Consider the following 16,885-nt stretch of genomic DNA (forward strand, 5'->3'; position numbering starts at 1 on the left):
TGTGACAGTGCGGGGGGTGGGTCGGTGTCGGGAGGCGCGCAGCTCCTCCAGGATCTGGCGTGAGCGGTCGTCGATCGTGGCTTGGATCTCCAGCACTGGCCGGGGACGGGGAACGGCTGGTTCGGGGTGTTCCTCGGTGCGGCGATGCCCACCACGCGGCGCTTCCTTCTTGCAGCGGCCGCGACGACGCCCGGGTCGTGGCTCTCCCTTGCCCGCTGGTGCCTGTTCGGGTGTGAAGAGGTCGGCGGGAAACTCGCCCAGATGTCCGTTGACCTGGTCGATGATGCCGGGCGGGGTGTCGGGTCGGGTGAGGAACTCCTCCAACTTGGCACGGTTGTCCTCATAAGCGATGGAGCGCCGGTAGGCCTTGGCCCAGTCGAGATTGCCAACGACTCTCCTCACCTGCCGGGCGATCTCCCGATGTTGTCGCTCCCGCTGCGCCCGCTCCTCTTCTGTCTTTTGTCGGCGCGCTTGCTGTTGTACGCGTTCGTGCTGGCCGGCCGCTCTGGTCCCTTCCTGCTTCCTATCGGCAGGCTCAGGGGAGGGGGAACCAGACCGTATCGCCACGGTCGCTTGGTCCAATGCGGCGCGCGCCTCCACGGCCAGGTCCGGTGCCAACCCGCGCTTACGCGCGGCGCGGAGTTGGCGTTGTACCGTCTGGGCCCACGTGATGATGGCTCCGCGGGCCTCACCCGTGGTCAGTGCGTGGAGTAGCCCGTGCACCGCCTGTTCCAACGGGTCGGGGGCTTTCTCCGAGGTGGGGGAGGGCTCATGGCGCGGTGCGGGTGGGGCAGGGAGTGTCGCGCTCGGGGCACGGTACAGGGTGCCCGCGCCCAGCACACACTGGGCCAAGGGGGTCCAGGCGGGTTCACCAGAGCCGTCGGGCAAGCCCACCTCGACGGCACGCCCGTGGTCCTTCCCAGGGACCAGGCGGATCAACCGGTAGGGCACACCGTGCTGAAAGAGGGTGCGGGTGAGCGCTGAATTGGCTCGGACGAGCCAGACGTAATCGCGGGCGATGGGGGAGCGGGCGATCTCCAGCAGTTCGTGGTCCAGGTCGCTGGTCAAGACGATCCGCAGTGAAGTGGTGCCGGTGAGGGGGATGACCACCTCGGTGCAGGCTTTGCCCGGGGCGAGTCCTACGTATTCGACCTGTTCGGGCACGGAGCGTTGGTGCTCGGTCAGCCAGGTGCGCAGGTGGCGGTGGGCGTAGAGGTGGTCGGCGCTCTGTCCGCCCAGCGTATGCTCCCCTCCGCGGGCCAGGCGCGCGCAGAGGTTGCTGTCTCCTCGATGGGAGAAGTGCGGCACGGTGTCGCGTTCGCGGATGATTTTCAGGGCCAGGCGGCCCCCGCATCCGCCGAGCAGTGTGCCACACCAGTGCGTTTCTTCCCCGGCGAGAGCCTGAGCGCGAAACTCCTCGGCCTCGTCGGGGTCGGTGGGCATGTAGGCGGGGTCAGCGGAGTGGGGGTCACCGGTCACGGCGGTCTGCACACGTCGACGGTCTGGCTGCATAGACGCACGAATAGCACACGGTGACTGACCGGATGAGGCGTTTGGGTGAGCTGGCCGATCCTGGTCACATCGCCCTCGTCGTGCAGGTCATGTTGTCCACGCGGTGGGCGATGTGCTCAGCCTTCTGGCCTGACCAAGGATGGCGCTTTGGGCTTGGCACCCGACTCTGCGCAGGACCCTCTGACCATTCGTGCCGGGAGGGCCTCCTGCCCAAAGGGTGCTTTTCAGGGGTCGTTCAGTGCCCCAGGGCCGACTGGCCCCTTCACGGGGTGGGTCTCCCGGTCCTCCTTGGCCCGCTGGACGACCTCCCACCGTCGGAGCCGGCGCTTCTCCGCGCGCCGCCGCCGATCCCGGGCGGCCATCCCCTCCAGATCGAAGACGGGTTCCTTGGGGTGGTGGGCGGCCTTGCACTCCGGGCACCGGCACCGGTCCCACTTGTAGGTGGAAGAATGCCCGTGTTCCAGTCCGGCCGCGCGCCCGGCGGTGAGCGCTTCGTCCAAGGCCTGCTCCCACGCCGGGTCGTAGAGGCGGTGGTGGTAGATCCGCTGGGTGGTGATGTTCAGCTCGGCGCACACCTGCACCGGATCTTCCCCCGCAGCCAACTGTTTCAACAGCCGGTCTTGGACCAGCGTGGGCAGGGCCTGGTGAGAGTGCCGCTCACGGAGGGCGGCCTCCTGATCAGAACGTTTGTCCAGGCAGGCGGGGCACCGAGACATCTTCAGGCGGGCGAACTTGTGGCCGCAGTCGTGGCAGCGGTGCCCGTCCTTCTTGGCCAGGCGCTCGGCCGCTTTGAGAGCCCGCTGCTGGCGGCGCTGCTCGAACGGATCGGGTGCACTCATACGTTCATCCTCGTCGGCGCCCCGCCCCTCCCCGCACGGGGGCCCGGCTGGCCCCGGCCAGGGCCAGAACCAGCCACATCGCTCGGTGCTCGGGGGAGGTGGGGGTGGTGCCAGTGATACGGGTCGCGGCCAACACGCCGGGGGTGGCTCCGGCAGGGAGGGGGACAAGCCGAAGTGGGCGAGTTCTTCATTCCAGGACCCTGACGGTCGGGTGGTTGTAGGGCCTAGTTCGTCAAGGAGCCGCTGGTGGTGGGTTCCGATGATCACGCTGGCACCTTCCGCCGGTTGTACAGGGTGTGCTGGTAGTCCTGCGCGATGCGCAGGCTCGCCTGGTAGCGCACCTTCTCGGAGGGGTCGATGAGCTCGACCAACAGCGGTGCGGTCTCGGCCAGGTGCACCGGCTGGCCGACCTTCCAGCAGTGACGTACGGCGCCGGTGACCGCGTGCAGGATCTCCTCGGTGCGGGTGCGGTGCGCGATCACCTGGTGCACGTGCGCCTCCGCCCGGGTCCGGCCCGTAGGTTTCTTGAGTGGTTCAGCGAAGGCCAGAGCGTGCCCCAGGGAGGGGCCTTCCACCGGGCTCTGTCGCCCTTCCAGAGGCCAGCTGGCCAGCGCCAGCAGATAGGCGGCCACCAGGTAGGAGTCGGTACCGCTCTCGCCGGTCACCTCTTGTGCGGTCTCGTGCAACCGGCCTGTCGGAGACAGATCCTCGCGGGGCAGGTCACGGATGTGGTGCCACCGGCCGTGGTTGCCCACGGGGAACCGTGGGCTCTCCCGGTAGGGGAACTTCCACCCCCACCAGAGCGCTTTCTCCAGGGCTTGGCGCTGTTGTTGCTTCATATGCTCTCCGCCTCACGCTGATCTTGGGCGCGCAGGTGCTCGGCGGCGACCTGGGCCCGGTAGTGCTCGGTGAGCATGAAGCGGACGAACTCGGCGCGGACCTCCCGATCCGGGTGCAGGGCGGTGTAGACGTCGCGCACGATCCGCTCCGGCAGGAGGTTGAGGGTCCCGCCCCGCTGCTGGGAGCTAAGGATCTGACGGGCGTCGATCAGGCGTTTACGGATGTGGGTCAAGGTCCGGGCCCGCTCCCCCCGCAGGATCTCGCGGCGGAAGGCGTCCAACAGGATCTCGGTGGCGTCGTGGTGTTGCCCGCGCTGGTCATGGACCTGCATCATCGCGCTGGCCAGACGCCCACCACGACCGGGCCGGGTGGTGAACGCGAACCCGGCCTGCCCGGCCCGGAGCGCGAGGAGCATCCACACCGCGTCGAACGCTCCAGCGTCGGCTTCATCGCCCAAGACCTGGCCGATGGCCGCGTGGGTGGCGAGGGTGGGGTTCAGCCGCACCATGTCCCGGTACCACTGGGGGTTGAGAGGGATCTGCACCGCGACCTGGAGGCGTTCAGAGGTCAGGCCGGGCACCTGGGTGATGGGGTGTTCAAGCGTGCTCATCGAACCTCTCCTGGGGCAGTTGCGGTGCCGAAACAGGGCCCTGGACGGCGGGTTTCTTGCTGGTGGCCTGTTTGTATTCCATCGTCCACTTTTGGCTCAGGGCCCACACCCGCTCCCGGTCCTGGGACAGGGCGCAGGCGGTATCCTTGGCCCAACGCCTCATCCCCAAGGTGTGCGCGTAACCGGCCTGGGCATGATGGGCCTTGGCGATATCGGCCACGTGGCGCACCACCGCGTCACGATCGCCGTTGCGGGCGGCGACGATGGCCTTACGCAACCGGGCGAAGTTGGTGCCCGTGGCGGCGGCCTGGCCGATACCGACCTGGCCGTCGTCGGCGAAGCGGTGCGGCAGCAGGGCCTGCAACGCCAGGACCATCCACACCGCGTCGAACTCGGGGCCGTGCACGGCCCCCACGATGGGTTCGACCACCCGCAGGGTCACCGGGTAGGGAACCTGCTGTCGCCACTCCCGCAAGATCTGCCCCCCAGAGCTGTGGCCCTGGGCGCGCATCATCTCCTGAGACCGGATCATGCGCCCTCACCATCCTTGGCGGTGAACTGTTCGACCCACAGCCGGCGCACCTGGGCCACGTCGACGTTGCCCTCGGCGTCGGTGGCCTGCCGGGTGATCTCCCAGGACAGCCGATCCTGCTCGCTGGGGGTGTGCTCCACGTGCTCGCGGGTGTAGTCCGGCTCCCCCTCCCCGTCACGCTCAGACCACAGCTCCAGTTGCCACACACGGCCCGGGGTGGATTCCCCCTGCCGTTCATGCAGGTCGGTGACCAGCCACCGGGCGTCCTCGGCGACCTCGGCGATCGAAAACTCGTTGAAGGCCTCCCACCCCCGGTCGGAGCGCTCCACCCACGCACCGGCCTCGTCACGGTAGGACAACCGCAACCGGTAGGTGCGCTCCTGGTGCGGGGCGCTTCCCTCCTCGATGGCGTGGGCCTCCCCCAACCGTTCCTGATCGGCCTCTCCCGACAGGATCCGCAGGGTGTCCGCGGCCGTGCTGTGGATCACCTGGATCATGATCTGGGCCGAGTCGAACTCCCCGCGCTCGGCGTCGGCCTCCGCACCGGGCAGAAACCGCTGCACGGTCCGGACAAGGTCCTGCACCGCCCGCAGGCGAGCCTGGGGGGCCGCGGTGATGTCCTCCACGTCCTGCCGGTCCAGGCGGGCACGAATCTGCTCCTGGGTTTCGGCGTTGGCGTCGGCCTGGCTCAGGAGCCGGCCCACGAACGCACCGGTGACCCCGAGCAGGTCGGCGACCTTGGTGTTCGTGCCATGGATACGGCCGTACCGGCCGGCCAGTTCCAACACGGCACCGGCGCGCAGGTCATCGACCTGGTCGCTGATCCCGGTGTCCTTGATCCTCTGGCAGGTGCGGAACCGGTCGATGGGGTCCATCGCCAGCAGAGCGTCCCGGTCCACGCGCACGAACGCGGTCGGGTCGAACTCCTCGGGTTGGTCGTCGGTGTTCATATCTTCCTTCGGTCGCTGGTGTGGGATGCTGGCGGGCGGGCGCCCGCCCCGGATAACGGCCGGGGCGGACGTCCGTTACCGGCGCTGGGCGCGGGTGTGGAGCAAAGAGCGTAGGGCCTTGGCGCGGTGGGCCGGGGTGTCCTTGAGGCCCTGCTCGTCCAGGTGCTCGCTCACCTGGTCCTCACCGATCAGGAAACGGGCCAAGACGGTCTCCAGTCGCTGCCGCGCGTCGGAGACGATCACGCCGGGCGCGGTGGGGTGGGCCAAGCGCAGCGCGTCGGAGCCGATCTTGCGCATGACCTGGTTGGCCTGTCGGGAGCTGAGCGGGCTGACCTGCCACTCCGTCACGTTCTCACCCTGGTCGGCGGGGCGGGTGTGCGCGGACAGGTGTCCGGTCTTGTTGTCCATGCGGATGAGGGTGTATCGGGCGCCGGGCTGGGCGGTGGTGTAGTCGGCGTCGCCGTCCACGATCAGGTCGCGAATGCGGTCGGTTTCGATCTGCCGCATCCGGGATTCGACCACCGCCTCGCTCGGGGTGTAGTAGCCCGGGTCCATCCCGAGGTCGTTTTCGGCCTGAAGACGCAGACCGAAGTCGTGGCGGTCGTGGTCGCTGTCGATGATCTGTTCCAGGGCGCGCATGTACGGCTCGTAGCCGTCGCTGTAAACGAGCGCGTAGCCGTCCGCACCGCCGTAGAAGTCGGTGGGGATGTACTCCTTGGTCGCGAACTCGGCGAGCCGCACAACGATCGGCTCCAGGGCGTTGATGTAGCGGTTGGCGACGTCGGCGCGCAGGCCGGTGGGCAGGCCGATGTGGCGGTCCAGGCCCCAGTGGACGCGGAAGGTGCAGGCCTCGTGGGGGGCCGGTTTGATGGTGGGGGAGAGTGACCCGTCTACCTGGTTCCACAGCAAGGCGGTTTCGGTGTAGCCGGTGTCGAGGTAGGTCATGGGTCCCCTTCGCGGGTGTGGTGTTGTTCCGACACCCACCACACTAACCACCATGATTAGATTTGTAAACAGGCTGGTTAGTTTTTGTGGGAAGGGGTCCCTGCCAGTACGAACACCTCACCGGTACCGGCGTTTGGCCTCCCGACATTCCGGACACCGGCACCGATGCACCCGGTACGACCACTCACTGTCATGCGAGATCTTGCGATCACGCCCCCGCAACAGGGCCTCGTCCAACTCTCGCCCCCACTCCGGGAACATTCGGGCCCGCTCCCACACCGCCACCATCGACACCCCCATCTGCGCCGCCACATCATTCACGTGGTGTCCTCGCCGCACCAGTCTGAGAAGGGACCCTCTCTTGGGAGGGTCCAGGTCTCGTTCGGTGCGCTGAGTGGTTGCACGACGCCGTCGCTCTCGGGACTGGGCGGCGTGCGCATCGAGCTGTTCGGGGGTGCGGTGCCGAGTCATGGGACGGATCATGCCACCCACAGCCGGATTCACAGGCCGATGTCGACGGTGGCGTGGTCCAGCGGGTTCCGTCCGCCCACGCGGTCGATGGCCTGAACATCGTGACCGGCCCCTCGTGCGGCGGAGGCCAGCACCGGCGCGGAGGCCGTCTCACCTTGCCCGCCACTGATCGCGAGAGCGTCCAGGTCCACCCGCTCAGCCAGGGCCGGGGCGAAGACAACGGTCGAATCATCGGGGATAAAGAACAGCGTATTCCCCTGCCGCCCGAGCGCGGTCACTGGCTGTCATGACCGGTTCCGGACACCCAGAGGCTGCCGGCGACGGGCACACTGACCTGTATGGCCACCAAGATCGAGCAGTCCCGCCACTACGAGGACATGTCCACCCTCCAACTACAGCAGGCCCACGCCCGGCTCCTGCGCGCCCGGGAGGAACTACGCCAGGACCTGGAGGGGGTGCTGGGACCCGATGAGACCGGCCCGGACCAGGTCGCCGCGGCGCGTGCCGAGATCGCCCACGTCGCCGCTCTCCTGCGGCCGATGACCCCGTTCATCCACGGCGCGGTCCGCCCCTGGCCGGCAGGGGAGGAGCGCCTGCACCTGTACGCCCTAACCGACGTCTGCGGCGACCACTGCTGCGAGGGCGGCCCCCTGGTGGACGAAATCGATCGGCAGGGGCAGATCCTGCCCGGCCACCGGGACCTGATCACCCCGGTGCCCGAGCGGTGGCGGCACATCACCATCGGCCGTGTGAACCAGGCCACCGAAGACGAAGCAGGCCGGTTGGCCGATGCGCTCTCCCAGTGGGTGGACCGTCTGACCGCACCCCCGGTGAAGGCGCTGATGGTCCCCACGGTGACCGAGCACGGTGTGCTCTTAGACGAAGGCCTCCCCGACCCCTGGCGCCGGCCACCGGGCTGGTCCTGGGAATCCTCCCTGGAGGGGGTGGCCGCGCTGCTGCGCACCGCTGCCCGCGTCGCCGACATCCAGGGCCCGGACACACCGACCCGTGTGCACACCCCCCGATCCTTCCACCTGGCCACCGCCTACTGCCACACCGCCGGCACCGGCCGGGCCCTGGCCGACCGGATCGGCCGCACCCGCCCGACGATCCCGGTGCACGTACGCACCCTGGCGCTGGTGTGGGTGAGCCAGGACCCCACCGCCCCGGCCTACACCTGGCGCACCGTAGCCGCATGGGACCTGACCGGCCAAGACGAGAACCGACCCGGTGGGGCCGGTGGGGTGGGATGAAGATGACCTCCAGCATCGACGGAGACGGATACGCCGACACTGTGCTCGATGACGCCACCGCCTGGGGCATGGCCCAACTCCTGGCCCGCCAAGCCGTCTATCGCACGCGGGTACTGGCCCGCCGAGAGCGGCGTGATCTTCATCTGCCGGTGTCTGTGGACCTGACCCGTGCCGTGCTGGTGTGGCTGGTCTGGGACCAGTCCCGCGGTCGTATCCACCGCGAGCACCCCGGCACCCGCATCCGCGCCGCGCACTGGCCCACCGTCGTCCCCGAGCACGCCACCCCCTACCAGCGCAGCCTGCTGGAACCGCTCCTGCACGCCGGCCCCCAGGAACAGGATGATGTGGTGATGGCGGTGCGGATGATCGTGGTGGCCGATCTGACCCTGATCGATGAGGACACCGACCGGGCCGGGGACGGCGAACCGCTGGTGTCGATGACGATCAGCGGGATGACCCTGACCGGCGCGGACGGTGTGGTGATGGTGGCCTGTCCGGTGTGCAGGCGCGACACCCCCCTACAACTGATCTGGGACGGCTACATCGGGACCGCATCCTGCCCGGACGGGCACGGCGAATGGACCACCGGCATCGGACCGATCGAGTGGCCCCAGATCATGGCGATGGGTACGTGGCCGACCCCCTGAAAAGGACGACAATGACCATGAACACCTGCGGCGGTGCCATCCCCAAGAACACCACCGGCTCAGGCGCTCGCCGTGCGTGTCGGCGCAGTCGCTGAAGAGGCCGAGGCGCTGGAGTTGTACTCGCGGCTGGGCTCGGTCGAGAGCGCGATGATCCGGGACCGCTTGGTCTCGGAGGCCCCATGAACACCCACGTGCCACCAGGGTCTGCGGTCGCTGTGGTCACCGGTGGTGCTCGCGGTCTAGGGGTGGAGATCTGTCGCCGCTTGGCCACACCGTGATCCTGGCCGCCCTTTTGTGAGTGTACGAAAAAGGGCGCTATTAGGAACCGCGCCCCTATGGGAAATGAACTAGAACTGCAAGGCAAATCGCCCAAGCGCTGGGGTTCCACGACAAGACCACCACCCGGGTCGTTGCCCAGGCGGGAGGGACCTGGCACCGCTACGCCCCCAGCGACCACACACAGTGATCGCGTCGGCGGAAGCCACGGAGAATACAGATCACTCGATCAACGACTCCTGCCAGTCTCGACCCCAGGCTCGGAAGCTCGCTGCCGTTGATGGGCACGCCCGCATGAGGCGGTGCGCCGACCAGGATGGTGGTTGGGGTGAATGGGCCGCATGAGTAGGGGTCGCCTGCTTGAATCGGCCCATGCACATCACTGTCACTTCCGAGGGCGGCGGGTACGTCGCACACTCGTCCGACCCTGAGGTTGCCTCTCAGGGCGATACCCGCCCCGAGGTTTTGCGGGCGTTCGCGGAGGCGCTGGAGCTTCTGGAGGAAGAGGAGGGTTCACCGAGCCGGTGAGCCCCAAAGCAAAGACGGCCCCCGGCCACTTCGCTTGGCCAGGGTCCGCCCCGAGAACAGGAGACCCCCGTGCGCTGGAACCCCTGCCACCTGCCCAGCATCCGCCAGCAGATGGCCCACCTCATGAATGACCCCGCCACTCCGCTCTATGCCTTGCTTCCCGAGGACCGCGTCGAGTTCGCTTCCCTGGCCCACCAGTTGTCCGCCGCGGACCTGTACTGGCTCACTCCCGCCATGACCGACCTGTCCATGTCGTCCGGACAGAAGCTTCCTGACGTGCGCTGGGTGGAGAGTAACAGCCCCTCCCCGCATGGCCTTGCGGTGTTCGACGGGGGCGTTGGAGCGGTCGAGTTCGGCGGCAGCCAGCTGCCGGTCGATGCTCTGTCCTGGGGACCCTCGCCGAAGGGGTTGCGGTTGTGGCAGTGGGTGCGTCGCGACTGGGTCGAAGCGATGCTCGGGTTGGGAGAGGGCCAAGCCGCGACGTGGATGCCGTCGCTGATCCCCGCCCAGGGGAACACCCTCCCGGTGTCCTGTGAGACCACCCCAACCGACAAGGCTCTCCGCACGGTGGTGGCGGCCCTGGTTTCGGCGTGGACCATCATGGGGCAACCTCACCTGGTGGATCGCTCGCAGGTGTACCCGGACGGTGAGGAACGCCGCGCCCTTGCTCTGGTTGAGGAATCAGTGACTCTGGTGGACCTTCACGACCGCCTTGTTCCCCAGGTGCGGCACGCTCGAAGCTGAGCACACCGGGGAGTGACTTGCCCAGCCCACGACCAACGCCACTCCGAGCCCGAACAGCGAAGGCCCGCACCGTGTGGTGCGCGCCTTTCGCGTTGGGTCTACGGTGCCCACTCACGGTCGTAGTCGGGGTGAGCGGAGTAGACGGCGGCCAGGTGGCGGATCACGATCTGGAGCGCGCCCACGCCGTCCGGGGCTTCACGCTCTTCCTCCCAGCCGGTGACGTAGTCCGTGTACTCGCGGAGGATGGCCCGCTTCCCCTCAAACTCACGCAGCACCCTGTCGGGGAGGTGACGGGCCATGTGTTGGCTCGCACTGGAGTCATAGGCCGATGTTGACGGTGGCGTTGTCCAACCGATCCCACTGGTCGGCGATGCGCATGTATTTGGCCAGCTCACGGGAATGGGTGTCCCACCCGCCCACGCGGGCGATGGCCTGGACGTCGTGACCGGCCCGGCGTGCGGCGGTGGCCAGCCCGGCGCGGAGGCTGTGTCCGGTCAGCGCGGCCAGGTCGGCGTCGCCGGTGCGTTGACCCACACGCCGGATCACCTCGCCCACGGCGGCCGCCGACAGGCCGTCCTCGCGCATGTGGTCATGGCGATCCACCCGCCGTAGCGCCGGCCCGCAGGAGATTCCGCTGGCCTGGGTCCAGCGCAGCCACGCGATGGCCGGGCAGGTGGCCCGATCCTGCCCGCGTGCGATCGGCACCGTTCGGCCCTGGCCGGTTTTAGAGGAGCGCACGCGCACCACCACGCCGCGCAGGGCGCCACCGTGGTAGTCCGCGGTGATGTCGCTGGCGGCCAGGCCGGCCAGTTCCGAGCGGCGGGCCGCGATCCCGAACCCGAGCAGTAGCAGCGCGCGGTCACGGAGTCCGGCTTGTGTGGTGGGGCAGGTGCGCACGAGCCGCTGCAATCCGTCGACGGTCAACAAGGGCGCTTGGCCGCGTCCGGCGTCCAGGTGGTGGTCGGCCAACCAACGCTCGTGTGCGGCGATGGCCTGCATCGCCTCGACCCCGACCCGGTGCGGGACGGTGGCGGCCTGGGCGTGCCAGGACGCCACGACCCCGTGGACCCGACGCCGCAGGGTGGCCGGGGCCGCGTGCTTCACCCCGGCACCGGGGTTGGCGATCAGCCAGGCCGCATACACGGTCAGCGCGTCCGCCGAAGGAACGTTGGGGTTCAGACCGGCGATGGTGCAGTATCGCTCCCAGCGGGTGCGGTCCTGACCGTAGGCGGCTGCGGTGTTGGGTCGGGTGGAGCGGTCACGGATCTGCGCGGCCATGGCCGCGACGACCTGTTCGCCTTGCCCTTCGGCGGTCGCGAGGGTGTCCAGGTCCACGCGGTCGGGGAGAGCCGGGGCGGAGACGGTGATCAGGTCATCGGGCATAGGGCTCAGCGTAGGGTCAGCGCTCGTACAGGGCGACCGTGCGTCGTACCCCGGCCTCGACCAGGGCTTGGGTGCGGTGTTGGCCGTTGATCAAGAACGGTTCATCGTGGCCCGCCAGCCGGCCCACGATGATGCCGTCGGCCGGGTCCAGCAGACTGAGCGCGGCCTTGCGTACCCACACCGGGTGGCCGCCCTGGTCGGCCAGGTGTTGGGCCCGCTCGAAGGTCTCCTCGGTGCTGGCCTGGTCTTGGTGGACGCGGCGCAGTAGGTGGATGGCCAAACGGGCGGCCTGGTGCCAGTCTCCGCCGTGGTAGCGACAACACGAGCGCGGAGCACGCAACGGGCGTACCTGTCGGGCCCACCGCTGCCCGGTGGTGAGCCGCTCCATGCACGAGGCCCTGAACAGCACGTGCGGGTCGGGAAGGCGTGCGACCCACACAGTCCGGTAGAGGAGTTCCTCACCAGGGTCGGGCTCGGGGTACAGCAATCGGTGCGCGACCCTCTGTTGGAGCTGGGGGTCCTCTCCGGCCAGGTTGGTCACCCGTGCCACGGCCAGCTCGCACAGGTCGGTGGCGCGCATCCACATCGCGCGCCGCTCGGGCCCCTCTTGTTGGGCGGCTTGGCGGCACCGGGCAGCGGTGGCCATGAGCCGTTCCAGGTCGGCGTCGAAGAGGTCGAGCATACGTAGCGCGTAGCGACCTTGATGGGCCAACCCGCGCGGCAGGTCGAGGTTGTCGTTGGTAGCGAAGCGTTGCTTGGCGGGACCGGTGAGGGTTTCAGAATCCCAACACTGGCGTGCGACCATACGCGCCTGGAGCGCGTCGTCCTCGCTCACGGCTCCTCCACAGCGTTGGTGGGACTCCCCGGGTTCCAGTTCCGGGGCCACGAACCGTTCCGGGCCGGAACCGCGGTGGCCGGTTCGACATCGAGAGCGAGGTCGTCGAGGGGGTTGCGGCTGAGCACGCGAGCCTCGGCCCGGGCGGCCGCCTGCTGCTGTTCGATGCGTGCACGGTAGGCCTTGGGCCACCAATCACGCACATCGTCGGGGCGGCCGGTGCGCTCGACGTGGAACAGCACCCCTTCGGGGGTCTCCTGGCCACAGGTGATGATGACCCCACCGCCTTCCCTGTCGAAGTGGCCGCGTTCGGTGGCCAAGATGCGTGCCAGGTCCTCCGCCGCGGTCTGGGCGATGTCCTGGTGTTCACCGCGCATGAGTTCGACGGGGGCGCGTTGGCCCGATACCAGCGCGTGCAGTACCCGCCGGTGGGGTTGGTCGCGTCGTGTCTCCTGCCAGGGCAGGGGTTGTACACGTAGTCCACGGATGGTCGCGGCGTCGATGAAGAGGTGCTCCTCGGGGCGATCTGGGCGGGGGCGGGGGCGTAGCCACACGACGTTCATGACCCGACGGTACCGATTTTCACGCCCTTGACCCCTGTCTATCGTGCATACCGGTGGCGGTTCAGCCTTCCTGTTCTGAAGGGGCGGGGAGGAACGGGGTTTCCATCCGGCAACGCGAGTGGCGAAGAGGCGGACGCGCACGCTCGATCGGGGCTAGCGTGCAGGTATGGACACGAACTCTGCCCTCCCCTACCGGCTCGTTGACGCCACCCCCGACACCGAGGTCGCCGACATCGCGGACCAGGAGTCCTTCACCGAGCTGGCCGTCAATGGTAAAACGCTCTACTCTCCGCGGGCGGTGTCCGGCGCGGCCCTGGCGGCCGCTCACGGCCTGGCCCACCTGGCTCGCGGCGTGGACTCCGACTACGCCTTGGGCTCGCCCGAGCAGGCGTCCGCCGTCTTGGACGCCGCTCACGACATCGCGGTGTCCTTGGAGCGCCTGGTACAGGGAACGAGCCGATGGCTCGGTGCCGCAGGAGACCGTGGGGAAGTCACGGGCGACTTGGAGGAGACGTTCGAGAGGCTGCAGAGAGCACAGGCGGCGGTGAAGGCAGTGCCCCGGGCAGTGGGGGAGGCCGCCGATGAAGTGCGAGCCATGGCCGGCTCGGGCACTTGGGGGATACGGAAGCAGGCAGCCGGAGTGGCGAAGCTGCTCAAGGAGCGGGACGCCACCCTGCTGTTGGAATACGTCCAGGATATCCCCGACATGCTGCCGGTATGGCAGATCCAGTTCAGACTGCCGGGTGATGCCCGCACGTTCGAGGTGACCCTCAGCGACAACGATTTCGGCTCCCTGCCCTGGCCCATGGAGGACTTCGACGTTCACCCGGGGACCGTGGCGGAGTGGGTACTGGGCCACCTCAACGAGTTCGTGTTCCAAGACGCCGCACAGCAGGTCTGCGAACTGAGCAAAGACGAGCTCACGCTGCTGGGACACATCCATCGGGCAGGGCGACCGGTGGAGGCCGGCTCCTTCTTCGAGGAGATGAATACCGAGACCGGTGAGCGCGCCACCGAACGCCAGGTGGAACTTTTCCAGACCTACGTGAGTGTGTGGAAGCGCCACCTCATCCGGGCCGTGGTACCGGCTGATGGGAGCAACGCGGACAAGATGATGCTCACTGGCTCAGGGGAGGCATCGCTGAACGCCGCTGGTGGCCTGTGAGCACCATGGGTGTGCTCTTCATCGCGGCGGATCAGGCGAGACCGTCCTCCATCGCGCGCCCGCGGTCCGGCTCGGATTGCGCCGGTGCCCGGGCCGGGCGCGGTCACCGCTTTCGCCGACGTCGGTGAGCCTGTTGGCTGCTCAGCTCTGAGCGAGGGCGATGGCGTGCACCAGAGCGAGTCGGTCGGCGGCGGGCAGACCATAGACGGTGGTGGTGAGTGGGGTGAGGATATCGGCGCCCGGCTCCAGGCCCACGGTCGCGCGGGAAGTTCCCCTGCGACGTCCAAGACGCGGGCAGCGATGGTCTCGCACCTGCCCGAGGTTCGCCTGGCTCCAAGGTTTTCGCTCACCATGGCATCACCACACCCCCGGACCGAAGGATCCCTGATGAGCGAACACACTCACGTCCCCAAGTGGGCGGCGATCTGCCCACACATGGGCGCTGCGGAAAGGTCGCTTCTGCACGTCCTCTTCGTCTTGACCGAGACCGAACCTGTCTGCGTGATCGCCCCGGCCCAGCTGCGCAAGGTCCTCTACTCCGGCCCCGTCGATATCGGTGAGGCTCCGAAGAGGATCTCCTCCAGCGGGCTGATGCGCTTGCTCCGCAACCTGGCTGCCCTCGGACAGCTCACCCGGCCGGAGGGGACCGCGCTGACGTTCTCCAGCAGAGAAGCCACCCAGGAGCGCTCGGTGCCCATGCACGTACACCGTGACCTGCGGCACGAGTGCGAGACCGACCCGACGTCCCTGTCCTACACCCTCGCGCGAGGCTGGCCCTCCCACACTCGACCAGGCGCCCCTTCACCACCAGGAGAATCCGCAATTGCGCCCTGACACGCGCGGCTGGTGGGACAGGATCAGGGCATGAACACCTCTCCTCCGGGGACTCCCGAGCCCTCTCCCACCCCCTTGGACCATGACGCGCTACCCAGCTGGCTGTGGGCCCTGGCCGGTCTGTTCGCCCTGGTGGGCGGTTGGTGGAGCATCATCCAGACCGACCATCCCCAAGGGGTGCCCGGAGCCCTGATCCCGCCCGGCTTCGTCATGCTGACCTTCCTGGGGGGATGGCTGATCGAACGCACCCGAACCCGGCTGTTCACGGCGTTGCGCTGGCAGTTCGTCGTCTGGGGAGCTCTGGCGTTCAGTGTCCTGCAGGTGGCCGCGACCACGTGGGAACGCACCACGTCCCTCACCACCGTGGCGATCACCTGCGTGGGCGTTCTGCCGATGCTCCCCGCGGTGTACCTGGTCTCGCACACACTCCGCCGGTTCAAACGCCTGCCTTGAGATCGTGCGGCGCCACACCTAGGGGGTCACCTACGCCAGGTAGAGCGAGGGCCACGCACCCAACCACTGTGCGCGTGGCCCCTCAGGTCCGCCTGATCCGGCCGTCACGCGGGTAGGAAAAACAGAACCACCCTTTGCCCGAAATTGACTCACAGCACTGGCGCGAGCACGTACGGTCCCCGGGACGCTGTGACCCGGGAGGTCCCCCTTGTCCATCGACTCCACCACCATCGACCTCGTGCGCGCCCTGAGCGTGCACGACACCATCAGCGAAGCGGCGGCCGCGGTCTACCTCAGCCCGACGGCCGCCTGCCGCAAGCTCAGCTCTTTGGAGGCTCTTGTGAAGGGAACCGTCGCCCACCGTGGCGGCCCGGGCCGCCACGGTCCAGCTCACCGAACTCGGCCGCCGCTACCTGTCCTGGGGGGAAAGCGCCCGACGCCGCTTTGATGGAGTCGCCGCCCACGGCAGCGAAGAGGCCGGCACCGGGCTGATCCGCGTAGCGGTGCTGGGCGCCAACCCCCCGCCGCCACCGCAGTGTGAACGAAGCTGAACTCGGAAGGCCGGAAGTGTCGCTGGGGAGGCTGCAGAAGTCACATGGCGATTGTTTGGGGGTGATGGTCAGTGTTGCTCTCGCCGCTGTCCGCACCATCGCGGCCGGGGGATCGGTGTTCCACCGTTGGAGGGTGGGTAGGCTCGGATCCCAGAACAGGGAGAACCCCGGCCCGTTCCTTACCTGGTAGGCGGGGCCGAACCACGTGCCCATGGTGGCGGTGAGCTCCAGATGCCCCTTCTCCCCCTCTGGCTCGTTGCTGTGGGCGGCGATCACGAGCCCGGGTGGGCGGTTGGCGTCCGTACCGCCCCCAACTATTCGAGGAGGGGCTGGCCCGCACCCACCATGTCGGCCAGGTCGGTGAGCGACCATCCTCGGTGTTCTCGCCTGGCCCGGATCAGCGAGCCCACGTTCACCCGCACCGGTCACCCCCGAGCGTGAGCGGCTGGAGGGAGCGTAGTTCCTCTACGTGCGCGCCCAGGTGTCGGCGTTGCGCGTGGGGCAGGGCCACCTCCACCACCTGGCGGGCCCGGTCGATCTCGCCCACCGCCAACAGCGCGCGGGCCAGGGGTGCGGAGATGCCCACGACCTGGTCCAGGTCCTGGTAGTCGGTGGCCCGGTCCCAGGCTGCGGTGAGGTTCTTGATCGCCTTGGCATGATCTCCCACGGCGAGGGCGATCTCTCCCATCCTTCTCCTGAGCCGCCACACCCGCTCCTCCCACTCCACGTCCCCGGCCGTCTCCAGGGCCCGCAGGAACCGCTTCTGCGCCAGGGCGGCATCCCCTTGGTGCAGCGCGAGGACTCCGAGTTCTTCATGGACCTGGGCGCGGGTCGTGCGGTCCCCGGTGGAGGCGAGCAGGTGCTCGGCCTGCTGGAGTGCGGTTTCGGCTTGTGTGAGGTCGCCTTGGCCCTGGAGGCGTCGGGCGGTCTCCCTGAGGGCGGCGGGGGTGGGCA

The 16,885-nt window shown here is 68.5% G+C and carries 21 protein-coding genes; 7 read left to right on the plus strand and 14 right to left on the minus strand.

The window, feature by feature from the left end:
* The 8 genes from BQ8420_RS11925 to BQ8420_RS11960 all read right to left on the minus strand — a co-directional run.
* Positions 1–1,491, minus strand: a 1,491-nt coding sequence (locus BQ8420_RS11925) for a hypothetical protein (protein ID WP_160049299.1), incomplete at its 3' end; no start/stop codon positions are given.
* A 245-nt stretch (positions 1,492–1,736) separates the two neighbouring features.
* A complete protein-coding gene (locus BQ8420_RS11930) occupies positions 1,737–2,351 on the minus strand; it encodes a hypothetical protein (RefSeq protein WP_087098375.1) in 615 nt (204 codons plus the stop codon).
* A gap of 263 nt (positions 2,352–2,614) precedes the next feature.
* Positions 2,615–3,190: a hypothetical protein gene (locus tag BQ8420_RS11935; protein ID WP_087098377.1), complete on the minus strand. Its 576-nt coding sequence runs from the start codon at positions 3,188–3,190 to the stop codon at positions 2,615–2,617.
* Positions 3,187–3,801 (minus strand): hypothetical protein, encoded by a 615-nt coding sequence (locus BQ8420_RS11940; RefSeq protein WP_087098379.1) that lies wholly within the window; start codon positions 3,799–3,801, stop codon positions 3,187–3,189. Before BQ8420_RS11940 ends, BQ8420_RS11935 begins: the two co-directional genes overlap by 4 nt.
* Positions 3,788–4,333, minus strand: a complete 546-nt coding sequence (locus BQ8420_RS11945; RefSeq protein ID WP_087098382.1) for a hypothetical protein — start codon at positions 4,331–4,333, stop codon at positions 3,788–3,790. The genes BQ8420_RS11940 and BQ8420_RS11945 overlap by 14 nt, the downstream gene beginning before the upstream one ends.
* Positions 4,330–5,283: a hypothetical protein gene (locus BQ8420_RS11950; RefSeq protein WP_087098384.1), complete on the minus strand. Its 954-nt coding sequence runs from the start codon at positions 5,281–5,283 to the stop codon at positions 4,330–4,332. Before BQ8420_RS11950 ends, BQ8420_RS11945 begins: the two co-directional genes overlap by 4 nt.
* A gap of 75 nt (positions 5,284–5,358) precedes the next feature.
* Positions 5,359–6,228 carry a hypothetical protein gene (locus tag BQ8420_RS11955; protein ID WP_087098386.1) on the minus strand — a complete coding sequence of 290 codons (870 nt, stop codon included), beginning with the start codon at positions 6,226–6,228 and terminating at the stop codon, positions 5,359–5,361.
* A 500-nt stretch (positions 6,229–6,728) separates the two neighbouring features.
* Positions 6,729–6,977, minus strand: coding sequence for a hypothetical protein (locus tag BQ8420_RS11960; protein WP_087098388.1), 249 nt, complete (start codon positions 6,975–6,977; stop codon positions 6,729–6,731).
* A gap of 60 nt (positions 6,978–7,037) precedes the next feature.
* Here BQ8420_RS11960 and BQ8420_RS11965 point away from each other — a divergent pair, with 60 nt between their 5' ends.
* From BQ8420_RS11965 to BQ8420_RS11975, 3 genes are all read left to right on the plus strand, one after another.
* Positions 7,038–7,952, plus strand: a complete 915-nt coding sequence (locus BQ8420_RS11965) for a hypothetical protein (protein WP_087098390.1) — start codon at positions 7,038–7,040, stop codon at positions 7,950–7,952.
* Positions 7,953–7,954: 2 nt separating this feature from the next.
* Positions 7,955–8,599, plus strand: coding sequence for a hypothetical protein (locus BQ8420_RS11970; protein ID WP_143847215.1), 645 nt, complete (start codon positions 7,955–7,957; stop codon positions 8,597–8,599).
* Between the two features lie 873 nt (positions 8,600–9,472).
* Positions 9,473–10,147 (plus strand): hypothetical protein, encoded by a 675-nt coding sequence (locus tag BQ8420_RS11975; protein ID WP_087098394.1) that lies wholly within the window; start codon positions 9,473–9,475, stop codon positions 10,145–10,147.
* A gap of 98 nt (positions 10,148–10,245) precedes the next feature.
* On the opposite strand, the gene BQ8420_RS11980 is transcribed toward BQ8420_RS11975, so the two are convergent.
* The 4 genes from BQ8420_RS11980 to BQ8420_RS11995 are packed head-to-tail and all read right to left on the minus strand — an operon-like array spanning position 10,246 to position 12,928.
* Positions 10,246–10,542 carry a DUF6221 family protein gene (locus BQ8420_RS11980; RefSeq protein WP_304528889.1) on the minus strand — a complete coding sequence of 99 codons (297 nt, stop codon included), beginning with the start codon at positions 10,540–10,542 and terminating at the stop codon, positions 10,246–10,248.
* A complete protein-coding gene (locus BQ8420_RS11985) occupies positions 10,466–11,530 on the minus strand; it encodes a tyrosine-type recombinase/integrase (protein ID WP_087098399.1) in 1,065 nt (354 codons plus the stop codon). Before BQ8420_RS11985 ends, BQ8420_RS11980 begins: the two co-directional genes overlap by 77 nt.
* Positions 11,531–11,546: 16 nt before the next feature.
* Positions 11,547–12,365 carry a hypothetical protein gene (locus BQ8420_RS11990; RefSeq protein WP_087098401.1) on the minus strand — a complete coding sequence of 273 codons (819 nt, stop codon included), beginning with the start codon at positions 12,363–12,365 and terminating at the stop codon, positions 11,547–11,549.
* On the minus strand, positions 12,362–12,928 hold the full coding sequence (locus tag BQ8420_RS11995; RefSeq protein ID WP_087098402.1) for a hypothetical protein: 567 nt from the start codon (positions 12,926–12,928) through the stop codon (positions 12,362–12,364). Before BQ8420_RS11995 ends, BQ8420_RS11990 begins: the two co-directional genes overlap by 4 nt.
* Positions 12,929–13,094: 166 nt before the next feature.
* Between BQ8420_RS11995 and BQ8420_RS12000 the strand changes: the two genes are divergently transcribed.
* Complete coding sequence (locus tag BQ8420_RS12000) at positions 13,095–14,093, plus strand: hypothetical protein (protein ID WP_087098404.1); 999 nt, start codon at positions 13,095–13,097, stop codon at positions 14,091–14,093.
* A gap of 141 nt (positions 14,094–14,234) precedes the next feature.
* On the opposite strand, the gene BQ8420_RS31875 is transcribed toward BQ8420_RS12000, so the two are convergent.
* Complete coding sequence (locus BQ8420_RS31875; RefSeq protein ID WP_160049300.1) at positions 14,235–14,405, minus strand: hypothetical protein; 171 nt, start codon at positions 14,403–14,405, stop codon at positions 14,235–14,237.
* A gap of 75 nt (positions 14,406–14,480) precedes the next feature.
* On the opposite strand from BQ8420_RS31875, the gene BQ8420_RS12005 reads away from it, so the two are divergent.
* The 3 genes from BQ8420_RS12005 to BQ8420_RS31880 all read left to right on the plus strand — a co-directional run bounded on the left by BQ8420_RS12005 (position 14,481) and on the right by BQ8420_RS31880 (position 15,931).
* On the plus strand, positions 14,481–14,927 hold the full coding sequence (locus tag BQ8420_RS12005) for a hypothetical protein (protein ID WP_087098406.1): 447 nt from the start codon (positions 14,481–14,483) through the stop codon (positions 14,925–14,927).
* Positions 14,928–14,957: 30 nt separating this feature from the next.
* Positions 14,958–15,380, plus strand: a complete 423-nt coding sequence (locus tag BQ8420_RS12010; RefSeq protein WP_235006116.1) for a hypothetical protein — start codon at positions 14,958–14,960, stop codon at positions 15,378–15,380.
* A 362-nt stretch (positions 15,381–15,742) separates the two neighbouring features.
* Positions 15,743–15,931 (plus strand): hypothetical protein, encoded by a 189-nt coding sequence (locus tag BQ8420_RS31880; protein WP_160049301.1) that lies wholly within the window; start codon positions 15,743–15,745, stop codon positions 15,929–15,931.
* Positions 15,932–16,343: 412 nt separating this feature from the next.
* On the opposite strand, the gene BQ8420_RS12020 is transcribed toward BQ8420_RS31880, so the two are convergent.
* Positions 16,344–16,885 (minus strand): lipopolysaccharide assembly protein LapB (locus BQ8420_RS12020; RefSeq protein WP_087098409.1); only part of this gene is annotated, 542 nt, incomplete at its 5' end.

Source organism: Nocardiopsis sp. JB363, from assembly GCF_900143625.1.
Taxonomy (GTDB): domain Bacteria; phylum Actinomycetota; class Actinomycetes; order Streptosporangiales; family Streptosporangiaceae; genus Nocardiopsis.

Coding starts and splice junctions, on each gene's coding strand:
- BQ8420_RS12010 (WP_235006116.1), top strand. CDS start 14,958: ATGAACACCTCTCCTCCGGGGACTCCCGAGCCCTCTCCCACCCCCTTG.
- BQ8420_RS11935 (WP_087098377.1), bottom strand. CDS start 3,190: ATGAAGCAACAACAGCGCCAAGCCCTGGAGAAAGCGCTCTGGTGGGGG.
- BQ8420_RS11965 (WP_087098390.1), top strand. CDS start 7,038: ATGGCCACCAAGATCGAGCAGTCCCGCCACTACGAGGACATGTCCACC.
- BQ8420_RS11940 (WP_087098379.1), bottom strand. CDS start 3,801: ATGAGCACGCTTGAACACCCCATCACCCAGGTGCCCGGCCTGACCTCT.
- BQ8420_RS11995 (WP_087098402.1), bottom strand. CDS start 12,928: ATGAACGTCGTGTGGCTACGCCCCCGCCCCCGCCCAGATCGCCCCGAG.
- BQ8420_RS11970 (WP_143847215.1), top strand. CDS start 7,955: ATGACCTCCAGCATCGACGGAGACGGATACGCCGACACTGTGCTCGAT.
- BQ8420_RS12005 (WP_087098406.1), top strand. CDS start 14,481: ATGAGCGAACACACTCACGTCCCCAAGTGGGCGGCGATCTGCCCACAC.
- BQ8420_RS11945 (WP_087098382.1), bottom strand. CDS start 4,333: ATGATCCGGTCTCAGGAGATGATGCGCGCCCAGGGCCACAGCTCTGGG.
- BQ8420_RS12000 (WP_087098404.1), top strand. CDS start 13,095: ATGGACACGAACTCTGCCCTCCCCTACCGGCTCGTTGACGCCACCCCC.
- BQ8420_RS11950 (WP_087098384.1), bottom strand. CDS start 5,283: ATGAACACCGACGACCAACCCGAGGAGTTCGACCCGACCGCGTTCGTG.
- BQ8420_RS11985 (WP_087098399.1), bottom strand. CDS start 11,530: ATGCCCGATGACCTGATCACCGTCTCCGCCCCGGCTCTCCCCGACCGC.
- BQ8420_RS11955 (WP_087098386.1), bottom strand. CDS start 6,228: ATGACCTACCTCGACACCGGCTACACCGAAACCGCCTTGCTGTGGAAC.
- BQ8420_RS11930 (WP_087098375.1), bottom strand. CDS start 2,351: ATGAGTGCACCCGATCCGTTCGAGCAGCGCCGCCAGCAGCGGGCTCTC.